This window comes from Phaeobacter sp. B1627 (assembly GCF_006265095.1).
Classification (GTDB): Bacteria; Pseudomonadota; Alphaproteobacteria; order Rhodobacterales; family Rhodobacteraceae; genus Epibacterium.
In genome coordinates this window covers 20,735-33,714 of record NZ_VCNK01000011.1, presented here as the reverse complement: position 1 = coordinate 33,714, position 12,980 = coordinate 20,735, and the positions used below count along the sequence as shown (strand labels likewise).

General features: G+C 63.1%; 13 protein-coding genes. 7 read left to right on the top strand and 6 right to left on the bottom strand.

Annotated elements, in window-relative coordinates; all coding sequences use genetic code 11:
* Positions 1-13 precede the first annotated feature (13 nt).
* Positions 14-955: a DMT family transporter gene (locus FGE21_RS06740; RefSeq protein WP_139662538.1), complete on the top strand. Its 942-nt coding sequence runs from the start codon at positions 14-16 to the stop codon at positions 953-955.
* 156 nt (positions 956-1,111) lie between these two features.
* On the opposite strand, the gene FGE21_RS06735 is transcribed toward FGE21_RS06740, so the two are convergent.
* The gene (locus tag FGE21_RS06735; protein ID WP_139662537.1) at positions 1,112-1,978 is read right to left on the bottom strand and encodes a branched-chain amino acid aminotransferase; all 867 of its coding nucleotides are present in this window, start codon (positions 1,976-1,978) and stop codon (positions 1,112-1,114) included.
* Between the two features lie 159 nt (positions 1,979-2,137).
* Between FGE21_RS06735 and FGE21_RS06730 the strand changes: the two genes are divergently transcribed.
* From FGE21_RS06730 to dxs, 6 genes are read left to right on the top strand one after another with little or no spacing between them, the layout of a single operon-like run.
* Positions 2,138-2,650 carry a MarR family winged helix-turn-helix transcriptional regulator gene (locus tag FGE21_RS06730; protein ID WP_139662536.1) on the top strand — a complete coding sequence of 171 codons (513 nt, stop codon included), beginning with the start codon at positions 2,138-2,140 and terminating at the stop codon, positions 2,648-2,650.
* Complete coding sequence (locus FGE21_RS06725) at positions 2,647-3,348, top strand: response regulator (RefSeq protein ID WP_139662535.1); 702 nt, start codon at positions 2,647-2,649, stop codon at positions 3,346-3,348. Before FGE21_RS06730 ends, FGE21_RS06725 begins: the two co-directional genes overlap by 4 nt.
* 50 nt (positions 3,349-3,398) lie before the next feature.
* Positions 3,399-4,325, top strand: coding sequence for a histone deacetylase family protein (locus tag FGE21_RS06720; protein WP_139662534.1), 927 nt, complete (start codon positions 3,399-3,401; stop codon positions 4,323-4,325).
* Positions 4,322-4,567: an exodeoxyribonuclease VII small subunit gene (locus FGE21_RS06715; protein WP_139662533.1), complete on the top strand. Its 246-nt coding sequence runs from the start codon at positions 4,322-4,324 to the stop codon at positions 4,565-4,567. The genes FGE21_RS06720 and FGE21_RS06715 overlap by 4 nt, the downstream gene beginning before the upstream one ends.
* A gap of 5 nt (positions 4,568-4,572) precedes the next feature.
* Positions 4,573-5,436, top strand: a complete 864-nt coding sequence (locus FGE21_RS06710; RefSeq protein WP_139662532.1) for a polyprenyl synthetase family protein — start codon at positions 4,573-4,575, stop codon at positions 5,434-5,436.
* Between the two features lie 28 nt (positions 5,437-5,464).
* Positions 5,465-7,393 carry a 1-deoxy-D-xylulose-5-phosphate synthase gene (dxs, locus tag FGE21_RS06705; RefSeq protein ID WP_139662531.1) on the top strand — a complete coding sequence of 643 codons (1,929 nt, stop codon included), beginning with the start codon at positions 5,465-5,467 and terminating at the stop codon, positions 7,391-7,393.
* Between the two features lie 123 nt (positions 7,394-7,516).
* Here the strand turns inward: dxs and FGE21_RS06700 are convergent, their stop codons facing one another.
* The 5 genes from FGE21_RS06700 to FGE21_RS06680 all read right to left on the bottom strand — a co-directional run bounded on the left by FGE21_RS06700 (position 7,517) and on the right by FGE21_RS06680 (position 12,948).
* Positions 7,517-8,407, bottom strand: a complete 891-nt coding sequence (locus tag FGE21_RS06700; protein WP_255731399.1) for an SDR family oxidoreductase — start codon at positions 8,405-8,407, stop codon at positions 7,517-7,519.
* 226 nt (positions 8,408-8,633) lie between these two features.
* Entirely contained in the window at positions 8,634-9,422 is a 789-nt protein-coding gene (locus FGE21_RS06695) for a carnitinyl-CoA dehydratase (RefSeq protein ID WP_139662529.1), read from the bottom strand.
* Positions 9,419-11,461, bottom strand: a complete 2,043-nt coding sequence (locus FGE21_RS06690; protein WP_139662528.1) for an acetate--CoA ligase family protein — start codon at positions 11,459-11,461, stop codon at positions 9,419-9,421. Before FGE21_RS06690 ends, FGE21_RS06695 begins: the two co-directional genes overlap by 4 nt.
* Positions 11,462-11,467: 6 nt before the next feature.
* A complete protein-coding gene (locus tag FGE21_RS06685; RefSeq protein WP_139662527.1) occupies positions 11,468-11,782 on the bottom strand; it encodes a SelT/SelW/SelH family protein in 315 nt (104 codons plus the stop codon).
* Between the two features lie 2 nt (positions 11,783-11,784).
* Positions 11,785-12,948: an acyl-CoA dehydrogenase family protein gene (locus tag FGE21_RS06680; RefSeq protein WP_139662526.1), complete on the bottom strand. Its 1,164-nt coding sequence runs from the start codon at positions 12,946-12,948 to the stop codon at positions 11,785-11,787.
* Between the last annotated feature and the right edge of the window lie 32 nt (positions 12,949-12,980).

Sequence of the window (12,980 nt, the reverse complement as noted above, 5' to 3'; positions counted from 1 at the left end):
GCAGGGTCCGCACATGCCAAACAGCTTAACATCGCATCGACCCGCACTGGCAATTCTGCTCAAGGTGATCGCCATCGGGTTGTTCACCATCATGTCCGGCCTGATCAAGGAAATCACCCAGACCGTGCCGACAGGACAGGCGGTTTTCTTCCGGTCCTTCTTCGTGCTGCCGGTGATCTTTGCCTGGTTGGCACTCCGGGGTGATCTGGCCACTGCCCTGCGCACCAAAAGCCCGATGCTGCATTTCTGGCGCGGTCTGGTGGGCACGTCGGCCATGGGGCTGAACTTTGCCGCGTTGTCGATGTTGCCGCTGCCCGAGGTCACTGCACTGGGCTATGCCACGCCCATCTTCACACTTGTTCTGGCCGCGCTCTTGTTGGGAGAGCGCATCCGCATCATTCGGATCAGCGCCGTGGCCATTGGCCTGATCGGCGTCCTGATCATGCTGTCGCCGCGACTTGCACAGTCCGAAGCTCTGCAGGACACCGCCTTCTTAGGGGCAATGCTGGTCCTCGCGGCTGCGGCGTTGCGCGGGTTTGTGCAGATCCACATCCGTAAAATGGTACAGAGCGAGGAAACTGCGGCCATCGTTTTCTATTTTTCCGTCACCGCATCTTTTCTGTCCCTGCTGACCCTGCCGTTTGGATGGGTGGTCCCGAACGGGCCAATGCTGCTGCTGTTGATCAGCACCGGCTTTATCGGAGCGATCGCCCAGATCCTGGTGACCTCCTCCTACCGCTTTGCTCCGGCCTCGTTGCTGGCGCCCTATGACTATGTCTCGATGCTGTTTGCTTTGGTGATCGGCTATGTCTGGTTTGCCGAATGGCCGTCGCTGGTCATGCTCGCGGGTGCGGCGCTGGTGATTGCGGCAAACGGGATCGTCGTTTGGCGCGAAAGTCGGCTGGGGCTGGTGCGGGGAAAGGCGAAGCCGCTCACCGATCCGAAAGGCGGCTAGCGGGTCATGCAGGTCCGATGCGAGGCTCTGCCTCGCGCTCCGAGGTATTTTGGAAAAGATGAAACTGCCGCACCTCCCAACTGCACCGCAGGTGCATATAGAGAAAAAGCGCGAAGCCTGGGCTTCGCGCTTTTGCAATTTAACAAAGAGGGTGGATCAGCTGCGCACCAAAGCCTCATAGGCTTCGGCAATTTCGCGCGTCAATGTGCCGACTTCAAACCTGTAGGGTCCGATCTCGCCGACCGGGGTCACTTCTGCTGCGGTCCCCGTCAGCCAGCACTGTTCGAAGCCACCCATTTCTTCCGGCATGATGTGACGTTCGTGGACTGTGATATCACGATCTTTCAGCATCTGGATCACGGTCTGGCGGGTAATGCCATTGAGGAAGCAGTCGGGCTTCGGCGTGTGCACCTCTCCGTCCTTCACAAAGAAGATATTGGCCCCGGTCGCCTCTGCCACGTAGCCGCGGTAGTCCATGAAAAGAGCGTCAGAACAGCCTTTGGATTCGGCCTTGTGCTTTGAAATCGTGCAGATCATGTAGAGACCGGCGGCCTTGGCGTGGACCGGGATGGTTTCCGGCGAAGGGCGTTTGAACTCTGCAATGTCAAGCTTCGCCCCCTGCATCTTGGCATCGCCGTAATATGCGCCCCAACCCCAGACCGCGACAGCCATGCGCACCGGGTTTTTGGCCGAGGCCACCCCCATGTCCTCGCCCGAGCCGCGCCAGACCACTGCACGCACGTAGGCATCCTGCAATCCGGAGGCCTTCAGGGTGTCTTCCTTGGCCTTTTCGATGTCCTCCACCGAATAGGGCATCGGCATATCCAGGGCCTGTGCCGAGGCAATCAGCCGCTCGGAATGGGCCCGGCTTTTGAAAATCTTGCCGTTGTACGCACGCTCGCCCTCAAACACGGAGGAGGCGTAGTGCATTGCATGCGTCAGGATGTGGACCTTGGCATCGCGCCAGTTGACCAATTCCCCGTCCATCCAGATCAGACCGTCGCGGTCATCATATCCAGCCATTCCGCGTTCCTTTTCAGCGCCGTGTCATTTTCAGTAATTGCGCAATACCCAGCAACTTCAGTCACATAATTGCGCCAAACCCGCGACTCGATACATCTCGGGTCTTGGAATGTCAACAATGCTGACATAAACTGCCCTGCAAAACGAAGGAGAGGCGACATGTCTGACGGGCGGTCCGGATCAGGATATGGCGGCGAAAGTCTGCTGTTTCTGACCGACGAACAGCTGCGCCAGGGGATCGAGGCAATGTTCTTTGCCTATCAGGGCTTTACTGCCGATCCTGACAGGATACTCGGCGAAATGGCCTATGGCAGGGCCCATCACCGGGCGATGCATTTCATCAACCGGGCACCGGGGACCACGGTCAACAATCTGCTGAGCATTCTGGGCGTGACCAAGCAATCGCTGAACCGGGTGCTGCGGGCGCTGGTCGAAGACGGGCTGGTGGACAGTCGGGTTGGCACGCTCGACAAGCGAGAGCGCAATCTCTATCTCACCGATCGCGGTCGGGACCTGGAACAACGGCTGTCGGATGCCCAGCGCATCCGCATGCGCGCTGCCTACAAGCAAGCAGGCCCCGAAGCGGTCCAGGGGTTCAAGAAGGTCCTTGAGGCCATGATGGATGCGGATATGCGCCGGGCCTATGCTGACCTGCGCGAGGCTCCGCAATGAGCCACAACGACGCCCATCTGTTGATTGTCGATGATGATGAGCGCATCCGGGATCTGTTGAAGAAGTTTCTGATGCGCGCGGGGTTTCTGGTCACGGCCGCCCGCGATGCCGCCCATGCGCGGCGGGTCTTGTCCGGTCTGGATTTCGATCTCATCGTGCTGGATGTCATGATGCCCGGCGAGGACGGGTTGTCGCTGACTGCCGCCTTGCGCGAGACCATGACCACGCCGATCCTGCTGCTCACCGCCCGCGGTGAGACCGACGACCGGATCAAGGGGCTGGAGGCCGGTGCTGACGACTATCTGTCGAAACCCTTCGAACCAAAGGAACTGTTGCTCAGGATCAATGCAATCCTGCGCCGCATGCCGGAGAGCCGCCCCGAGGAGGTGACCCCGAAGTTTCTGCAGCTTGGTGCGATCCGCTATGACATCGAACGCAGCGAGATGTGGCAGGGCGAAGATCTGGTTCGGCTGACCTCGACCGAAGTGCAACTGATGAAGATCTTTTCCGCTCAGCCCGGGGAGCCTGTGAGCCGCGCCAAGCTGGTCGAGGATCTCGGCCGCGACAGGGGGCAGGCGCAGGAGCGGGCCGTCGATGTTCAGATCACCCGGCTGCGGCGCAAGATCGAATCAAACCCGAAGCAACCGCAATATCTGCAGACCGTCCGGGGCGAGGGATATATGCTGGCCCCGGATTGACGGCTCTCCCGCGAACAGGGACTGCGACCAAGGACCGAGAGAGGGCCACCATGACAACCGCGCTTTTGACCCACGCCGACTGCCTGACCCATGAGACGCCGCCCGGGCATCCGGAACAGGTTGCCCGGCTCGAACATGTACTGCACGCATTGGCGGGGCTGGACCTCAAACGGGTGACCGCCCCCATGGCCGCCGAGGATGATGTGCTGCGTGTCCATCCGCCCGGCTATCTGGCAGAGCTGCGCCGCCGACGTCCGTCGGAGGGTCGGATACAGCTGGATGCGGATACCTGGATGTCGCCGGGATCGCTGGATGCGGCGTTTCGGGCCGCAGGCGCCGCAGTGCGGGCCGTTGATCTGGTGCTGAGCGGCGAGGTGGGCAATGCCTTCTGTGCCACACGCCCCCCCGGCCACCATGCGGAAACCGAAACGCCGATGGGGTTTTGCCTGTTCGGCAATGCGGCGCTGGCGGCCAAACATGCGCTCGACCATCATGGGCTGAACCGTGTCGCGGTGGTGGATTTCGACGTGCATCACGGAAATGGTACGCAGGATCTGCTGTGGGATGAAAAACGGGCGCTTCTGGTGACATCACAGCAGGTGCCGCTCTGGCCGGGTACCGGACATCCCGAGGAGGATGGCGCCCACGGGAACGTCATGAACCTGTCCCTGCCCCCCGAAAGCGGCAGCGCGAAAATGCGCGAGATCTATACCGAGCAGGCCTTTCCGCGCCTGCGGGCATTCAAACCGGAACTGATCATCCTGTCGGCTGGGTTCGACGCCCATCGGGACGATCCGCTGGCGCAGTTGCGGTGGGAAACCGAGGATTTCCGCTGGCTGACGGCGGAGCTTTGCACCCTCGCAGAGGAGCTGTGTCAGGGTCGTATCGTCTCGACTTTGGAAGGCGGATATGATCTGAACGCGCTAGCAGAGGCCGCACAGGCGCATGTGGAAGAATTGATAAAGGCTGCGACATGAGTACCGATACCCCCGTCACCGAAATGAGCTTTGAGCAGGCGATGCATGAACTGGAGCGCGTCGTTGACCAATTGGAGCGCGGCGATGTGGCACTGGATGCCTCCATTGCGCTCTATGAACGCGGGGCGGCGCTGAAAAAACGCTGCGAGGATGAGTTAAAGCGGGCCGAGGAGAAGGTCGCTGCGATCACCCTCGACTCCGGTGGCCAGCCCACCGGCACCCAGCCGCTCGACGCGGGCTGAGGCAGATGTCGGCAGGATTTGCTGCCGCGCTGAAAGAGGCGCAGGCGAAGATTTCCGCGCATATGGACAAGCGCCTGCCGGAAACCGACGGTCTCTGTCAGGCGATGGCCTATGCCTTGCGCGGCGGCAAGATGCTGCGCGGATTTCTGGTGCTGGAGAGCGCCCGGCTACATGACGTGCCGGAGGCCGCCGCGCTGGAGGCCGCGCTGGCGATCGAATGCATCCACGCCTATTCGCTGGTGCACGACGATCTGCCCTGCATGGATGACGACGACCTGCGCCGGGGTCAACCGACCCTGCACCGCAAATGGGACGAGGCGACGGCGGTTCTGGCGGGCGACAGTCTGCAGACATTGGCCTTTGAGCTTTTGGCACAGCCCGATGTCGGCCCCCATGCGGTGACGCTGATCCGGACCCTCGCCGAGGCGGCGGGCAAGGACGGTATGGTGTCGGGTCAGATGCTCGATATTGCGGCCGAGAGTGCGGTCGCCCCGCTGACCCTGACCGAGATTTCAACCCTGCAGGCGCGCAAAACCGGCTGTCTGATAGAATGGTCAGCCTGTGCGGGCGCGCGGCTGGCGGGGGCGGATGCCACGGCGCTGCGGCAATATGCGCAGGCATTGGGTCTGGCGTTTCAGATCGCGGATGACATCCTCGATATCGAGGGCGATGCCGCGACCGTCGGCAAGGCCGTGCGCAAGGACGCGGAGGCGGGCAAGGCCACCTTTGTCTCGTTGCTCGGACTTGATCAGGCGCGCCTGCGGGCCGGGGAGCTTGCAGATGCGGCCTGCGCGGCCCTTGCACCCTACGGCGCGGCAAGCGATACCTTGAAGGACGCTGCCCGCTTCGTTATCTCGCGCGACAGCTGACACGCCGCCGCAAGGAGCCAGGATTATCATGACGGACCAGCCTCAGACGCCGCTCCTCGACCAGATCGCCACCCCTGCCGACCTGAAGCGGATGAGTGATGCGCAGCTGGAACAGATCGCACATGAACTGCGGCAGGAAACCATTTCTGCGGTCTCGACTACCGGCGGGCACCTTGGCGCCGGGCTCGGCGTGGTGGAGCTGACCGTGGCGCTGCATGCCGTGTTCGACACGCCGAAGGACAAGCTGATCTGGGACGTGTCGCACCAATGCTATCCGCACAAGATCCTGACCGGGCGCCGTGACCGGATCCGCACCCTGCGGATGAAGGGGGGCCTCAGCGGTTTCACCAAACGGTCCGAGAGCCCCTATGATCCTTTCGGCGCCGCCCATAGTTCCACGTCGATCTCGGCCGCATTGGGGTTTTCCGTTGCCCGCGATCTGGGCGGTGTGACGGACGAAGGGCTCGGAGATGCCATTGCGGTCATCGGCGACGGCGCAATGAGTGCCGGCATGGCGTTTGAGGCGATGAACAACGCAGGCCACCTCGGCAAGCGGCTGATCGTGATCCTGAACGACAATGAGATGTCGATCGCGCCGCCGGTGGGCGCCTTGTCGTCCTATCTCAGCCATCTTTATACAGAAGCGCCCTTTCATGACCTGAAGGCCGCGGCCAAAGGCGCCGTGTCGATGTTGCCTGCGCCCTTTCGCGAGGGGGCCAAACGCGCCAAGGATATGCTGAAGGGCATGGCCATGGGCGGCACCCTGTTTGAATCGCTCGGGTTTTCCTACATCGGCCCCATCGATGGCCACGACATGGACCAGCTGCTGCCGGTTCTGCGCACGGTCAAGGCCCGCGCCACCGGACCGATCCTGATCCACGCCCTGACCAAAAAGGGCAAGGGCTACCACCCGGCCGAGGTCGCGCGCGACAAGGGTCATGCCACCGCAAAATTCAACATGGTCACCGGCGAGCAGAAGAAGGCGCCCTCCAACGCGCCTTCCTATACGTCGGTCTTCGGCGACACGCTGGTGGCGCTGGCCGCGAAGGATTCGAAAATCTGCGCCGTCACGGCCGCCATGCCCGATGGCACCGGTCTGAACCTGATGGCAGAGCGCTACCCCTCGCGCTGTTTCGACGTCGGCATTGCCGAACAGCACGGTGTCACCTTTGCCGCAGCGCTGGCCGCTGGCGGGATGAAGCCGTTTTGCGCGATGTATTCCACCTTCCTCCAGCGGGGCTATGATCAGGTCGTGCATGATGTGGCCATTCAGCGCCTGCCGGTGCGGTTCGCCATTGACCGTGCCGGTCTCGTCGGTGCCGATGGCGCCACCCATGCCGGATCCTTCGACATTGCCTTCATGGCGAACCTACCCGGCATGGTGGTGATGGCCGCCGCCGACGAGGCCGAGCTGAAGCATATGGTGGCCACGGCCGCCGCCCATGACACAGGCCCCATCGCGTTCCGCTACCCGCGCGGTGAAGGCGAAGGCGTCGAGATGCCGGAAGAGGCCAGCGTGCTCGAGATCGGCAAGGGCCGCATGATCCAGCAGGGCGCGCGGGTGGCGATCCTGTCCTTCGGCACCCGCCTCGGCGAGGTAAAGAAAGCCGCCGAGGCGCTTTCAGCGCGCGGGATCACCCCGACGATTGCGGATGCGCGGTTTGCCAAACCTCTGGACCGTGACCTCATCCTGCAGCTCGCCGCTGACCATGAGGCGCTGATCTGCATCGAAGAGGGTGCGGTAGGCGGCTTCGGCTCGCATGTGGCGCAGCTGCTGAGCGACGAGGGCGTCTTTGATGCAGGCCTGAAGTTCCGCTCCATGGTCCTGCCCGATACATTCATCGATCAGGCCAGCCCCAGCGACATGTATGCCACTGCCGCCATGAATGCCGAGCATATCGAGGCCAGAGTTCTGGATGTTCTGGGCGTCAGCCAGATCGGCGAACGTCGCGCCTGAGGCGGCGGAGCGCCTGCTGCAACGGCACGGCGGCGGTCAGCGGCGGGATGAGGGTCGGCGGCGCGGATAACCGGCCCATGATCCGCTCGGTCTCCTGTCTTTCCGCCCCCTGTCAGCCCCCTTTCAGACGCCGGGCGGCGCCTCGGGCGGTACGAATCGGTCCATATCCTCCGCCGCCAGCACCGCCTTCAGTCCGCTGCGATATTCCGGGTAGAGCAGTCTGACCCCCAGCTCCGCCTTGATGCGGTCATTCCGCACCCTCTTGTTTTCACCATAAAAGCTCCGCGCCATCGGGCTCATACCGGCCTCGTCAAAGGGGACCTCGGCGGGCACCGGCAGGCCCAGAAGCTCGGCCGCATAGCCCAGAACATCCTGCGGCGGGGCGGGTTCATCGTCACAAACATTGTAGACCGCGCCCTGGTTGGGCCGGTCAAAAGACGCCAGAAGCACCTGCGCGATGTCCTCCACATGGATACGGGAGAACACCTGCCCCGGCTTCACGATGCGGCGTGCCTTGCCCGACATCAACTTGGCAAAGGGACCGCGTCCGGGGCCGTAGATCCCGGCCAGCCGAAAGATATGCAGAGGCAAGCCGGGGATGGCCTGCCACGCAGCCTCCGCCCGGGCCCGCCAATCGCCTCTGGGGCTGGAGGGCGTCAACGGGGTGGTCTCATCCACCCAGCCGCCGCCATGATCGCCGTAGACCGCCGTGGTCGACAGGTAGCCGACCCAGGCCAGGGTCGACAGATTGGCAAGCCGCGCGGCCATTGCATTCAGCACCGGGTCGCCCTGCTCGGATGGTGCAATCGACACGAGGATGTGGGTGACGCCGTCGAAAGACATCTCTTCTCCCGGCCAGCTCAGCAACTCAACCCCCTCCACCGGCGGCGTCTCCGCAACATCACGGGTGGTTCCGATGATGCGCCATCCCGCACCGGCAAGAGATCCGGCCAATGCACGGGCGGTATAGCCAAAACCAAGGCACAAAAGAGTAGGGGGCGTCTGTTGGGTCATGGTGCGGACCATGCGATCAGCGGTCTGCGGATGCAAGTCCGGGCCAGGGTGTTTCACGACCGGACGATGCTATTTCGCCTGCAAACTGCCCACGGCCTCACCTGACAGCACAGCGCCGCACGGGAGCGCCGCGCCGCGCGGCAGCGCGGCGCCATGCCCAACCGAATCTGCGGGCCCGGCAGGGCACCGGATACGGGCGGGAGCTCCCCCTCGCCCGCGCGCGCCCTCAGCGGCCCTTCCAGATCGGGTCGCGTTTCTCGGCAAATGCCCGCGCCCCTTCCAGATTGTCCTCAGAGCCATAGAGGATATCGACGCTGCGCAATTGCCGTCCGGTAATCCGGTTCATGGCGTCCTGAAATTTGGCGTCTTCCGCGTCGCGCACGATCTCCTTGATCGCGGCATAGACCAGCGGCGGCCCGGATGCGAGCAACCGCGCGAGATCCCAGGCCCGCTCCATCAGCTGATCTGCGGCGACAACCTCGTTCACCAGCCCCCAGCGGTGCGCTTCCTCGGCATCGAACCAGCGCCCGGTGAGCAAAAGCTCCATCGCAATGTGATAGGGGATACGCTTCGGCAACTTGACAGAGGCTGCATCCGCAACCGTGCCCGAGCGAATTTCCGGCAGGGCGAATGTCGCATGATCAGCGGCGAGGATGATATCTGCCGACAACGCCAACTCGAGACCTCCGCCACAGGCAATACCGTTCACTGCCGCGATCACCGGCTTGTTCAAATCACGCAGTTCCTGCAGGCCGCCGAAACCGCCGACGCCATAGTCCCCATCGACGGCATCCCCCCCGGCGGCGGCCTTCAGGTCCCAACCGGGGCAAAAGAACTTTGCGCCCCCGCCCGTGACAATCGCCACCCGCAGCTCCGGATCATCCCGGAAACCCTGGAACGCCTCCCCCATCAGCCGCGAGGTCTTCAAATCGATGGCATTGGCTTTGGGTCGGTCCAAAGTCACCTCGAAAACGGCACCTTCGCGCCGGGTCTTCACCGGAGAGCTGTCAGTCATAGCGATATGTCCTTTCTTCGCATCAATGCATCCGCCGCGACCGCATCGGTCGGCGTGCACAGCAACGGATTGATCTCGATTTCCTCCAGCCCCTCGGCTTCCGCCAGGACATAGGACTCCACGGCGCGAATGGCGCGCAGAATGGCCGCACGGTCTGCGGGCGGCGCGCCGCGATACCCCGCCAGGAGCGGCGCGATCCGCAGGGAATTCAGCGCATCATCCAGCATGGCATCGGTGGCGGGCAACAGAACCGAGGTGGCGTCTTTCATGATCTCGGTCAATGTCCCCCCTGCCGCGAGCGTCAGCACGAAGCCATGCGCGGGATCTTTCACCACCCCGATCAACAGTTCGGCCACTGCGCCTGCGACCATTTCCTCCACGAGAAATCGATCCGTGGGCATGGCCACAGCCGCGTCACTGACCTCCTGCCCCGAGCTGAGGTTCAGCCGCACCGCGCCCTCTTCGGTTTTATGTGCGATACCGTCGCCCTTCAGAACCACCGGATAGCCGATGTCAGCCGCAACAGCGCGGGCGGCGACGACAGAGTGCGCGGTCTCGGCACGCGGCACCCGGAGGCCGAACCGGGCGAGCCGGGCCTTGGCCTCTCCCTCCGGCACCAGCTCAGGATCCTTTTGCGATTTTGTCGGCATCAACAGGGGGGGCGGGGGGGCGTCTCCCCGGTGGGCGCCTGCGGCCTCGACCGCGGAAAGGGCTTCGGCCAGACCCATCATCGGGATCACGCCCGCCGCCAGCAGGCGTTCGGCCACTGGTTCAGGCAGCAATTCCGGCAGGGTGGCGAGCATCGCAATCGGCTGTCCAGTATGCGCCCGCACCGCAATGGCCGATTGGATCGTGCAGTCCCAATCCGACGCATCGCAGCGGTCGGCGCGCGGAAAATCAACGATGAGGATCGTCAAGGCCAGCTGCGGATCGACCATGGCAGAAAAGGCCCGCGTCATCGCGTCTGTGTCGCGCCAGATATAGGTGTGATAGTCGAGCGGGTTCGCCAGCGCCACCATCGGCCCCAGCGCCGCGCGCAGGTCCCTGCGCTGACGATCATTCAGCGGCGGAAAGCTCACCCCGCGCCCATGTGCCATATCCGCAGAAAGGCTCGCTTCGCCCCCGGAACAGCTGATCGTCGCGATCCGGGTGGAGGGCAGATGCCCCACCACATGCAACAGCTTCAGGGTTTCGAGGAAAGCCGACAAATCATGGAGCCGCGGAATGCCCAGACGGGAGAGCAGAGCCCCGGCCCCTGCATCCCCGCCCGCCAGCGAGGCCGTGTGGGAGACGGTTGCAACGCGCGCCTGCGCCGACTTGCCGACCTTGAGCGCGATGATCGGCTTGCCCAGCTGCCGGGCCTTTGCCGCCAGGGCCTCAAACGCGCGCAGATCACCAAAGCCTTCGATATGCAGGCCCAGCGCGGTGACCCGGTCATCGTCCAGCAGGGCCGCGCCGATGGCTGCCAATCCGGTTTGCGCCTGATTGCCGCAGGTCACCACATAGGCCAGCGGCAGCGCCCGGGTCTGCATCGTCAGATTGACCGCGATATTGGAGCTTTGGGTGACAATCGCCACGCCTTTGTCCACCTGCCGGCCACCATGTTGATCGGGCCACAAAAGCGCGCCGTCCAGATAATTGATGAAACCGTAGCAGTTCGGACCCAAGATCGGCATGTCACCCGCCGCCTGCAGAAGGTTTTCCTGCAGATCCGCGCCCTCTGCGTCTTCGGCTTCGGCTTCCAGAAAACCGGAGGCGAAACACACGGCGCCGCCCCCGCCGCGCGCCGCGAGTGCCGCGACAATCTCGACGGTGGCAAAACGATTGACCCCTATGAAGCTCGCATCAGGGGCCTCGGGCAACGCCCCCACGTCAGCGAAGGCGGGCAGGCCCGCGACCTCCGCCGCCTTGGGATGCACTGGCCAGATTTCACCTGGAAACCCCATCTTTCGACATTGCTCGATCACCGCAGAACACCAGGCGCCGCCGCCGATCACGGCAATGGTTTTGGGTCTGAATAGCCTTGTTAGAGACTGCATTTGGCTCTATTCACCTGAATGTTCGCGATCCAGGTGCCCGAGGCTCTGGTCCGGATTGATACGATCCCGCACGCGGGTCTTCAGCTCTTTCACATCCGGAAAGCCACCGTCTCGCTTGCGTTCCCAGATCACCGCGTCATCGACGGTGATCTCAAACGTGCCGCCGATCTCCCCCGGCACCAGGGTCACACCTGCGAGCTGTTCCTGAAATGTCGACAGCAGCTCCTGCCCCATCCAGGCGGCCCGCAACAGCCAGTTGCAGCCGATGCAATAGGTGATGGTCACGTGGGGTTTGTGGATCGGGTCGGTGGTGTCGGACATGGTCAGCCTCCAAGCGGTCTCAGCATCTCGCGGCTGATGATATGCCGCTGGATTTCACTGGTGCCCTCCCAGATACGCTCCACCCGCGCGTCGCGCCAGATGCGTTCGAGCGGGAGTTCGTCCATCAATCCCATGCCGCCGTGAATCTGGATCGCTTCGTCCGCAACCATGGCGAGCATTTCCGTCGCCTTGAGCTTTGCCATGGACATATCACTTTCGGTGACGGTGCCCTGATCAAACTTCCATCCGGCCTCCCACGTCAGCAGATTGGCGGCCTTCAGTTCCGTCGCCATATCGGCCAGCTTGAAAGAGATGCCCTGGAACTTGCCGATTTGCTGACCGAACTGCCTGCGTTCGGCGGCGTATTCGACCGCATGCGTCAAGGCCCGGTCCGCCCGGCCGAGACAGGTGGCCGCGACCTGCAACCGCGTGGCACCGAGCCAGGTGTTCGCCACGTCGAATCCCTTGTCGACCTCGCCCAGAATCGCAGAGGCAGGCAGGCGGCAGTCATCAAATTCCAGAACCGCATTGCTGTAGCCCCGGTGCGAGACATTCCGGTATCCCTCCCGCACAGAAAAGCCGGGCGTGCCCTTGTCGACGAAGAAGGCGGTGATCTTTTTCTTCTTGCCGCGCGGCGTGTCCTCTTCGCCTGTTGCCATGAACACGATGGCAAAATCCGCGATATCCGCATGCGAGATGAAATGTTTGGTTCCGTTCAGAACCCAGTCCTCGCCATCCTTGCGGGCCGAGGCCGTCATGCCGCGCAGATCCGAACCGGCGCCCGGCTCCGTCATCGCCAGGCAATCCCATTTCTCGCCCCGGATACAGGGGTAGAGGTATTGTTCTTTCTGCGCATCGGTCCCGGCGAGCAAGATGTTCGAAGGGCGGGCAACGCCGGTCCAATGCAGCGCGTAATTGGCGCGCCCCAGCTCCTTTTCATACAGCAGCCAGGACAGAGTATCCAATCCGGCACCGCCGACCTCTTCCGGCATGTTGGCCGCATAGAGGCCAGCCTCGATCGCCTTGGTCTGGATCTCTTTCACCAGATCCAGATCAAGACGTCCGCTGCGTTCGGTCTCCAGTTCGTGAGGGTAGATCTCATTCTCCACAAAGGCGCGGGTGGTGTCGACGATCATCGACTGTTCTTCTGTCATGCCAAAATGCACGGTGCGTCTCCTTGCTGGACTGCTCGCTTGCG

Coding starts and splice junctions, on each gene's coding strand:
- FGE21_RS06700 (WP_255731399.1), bottom strand. CDS start 8,407: ATGACCCAACAGACGCCCCCTACTCTTTTGTGCCTTGGTTTTGGCTAT.
- FGE21_RS06740 (WP_139662538.1), top strand. CDS start 14: ATGCCAAACAGCTTAACATCGCATCGACCCGCACTGGCAATTCTGCTC.
- FGE21_RS06685 (WP_139662527.1), bottom strand. CDS start 11,782: ATGTCCGACACCACCGACCCGATCCACAAACCCCACGTGACCATCACC.
- FGE21_RS06715 (WP_139662533.1), top strand. CDS start 4,322: ATGAGTACCGATACCCCCGTCACCGAAATGAGCTTTGAGCAGGCGATG.
- FGE21_RS06735 (WP_139662537.1), bottom strand. CDS start 1,978: ATGGCTGGATATGATGACCGCGACGGTCTGATCTGGATGGACGGGGAA.
- dxs (WP_139662531.1), top strand. CDS start 5,465: ATGACGGACCAGCCTCAGACGCCGCTCCTCGACCAGATCGCCACCCCT.
- FGE21_RS06710 (WP_139662532.1), top strand. CDS start 4,573: ATGTCGGCAGGATTTGCTGCCGCGCTGAAAGAGGCGCAGGCGAAGATT.
- FGE21_RS06690 (WP_139662528.1), bottom strand. CDS start 11,461: ATGCAGTCTCTAACAAGGCTATTCAGACCCAAAACCATTGCCGTGATC.
- FGE21_RS06730 (WP_139662536.1), top strand. CDS start 2,138: ATGTCTGACGGGCGGTCCGGATCAGGATATGGCGGCGAAAGTCTGCTG.
- FGE21_RS06720 (WP_139662534.1), top strand. CDS start 3,399: ATGACAACCGCGCTTTTGACCCACGCCGACTGCCTGACCCATGAGACG.
- FGE21_RS06725 (WP_139662535.1), top strand. CDS start 2,647: ATGAGCCACAACGACGCCCATCTGTTGATTGTCGATGATGATGAGCGC.
- FGE21_RS06695 (WP_139662529.1), bottom strand. CDS start 9,422: ATGACTGACAGCTCTCCGGTGAAGACCCGGCGCGAAGGTGCCGTTTTC.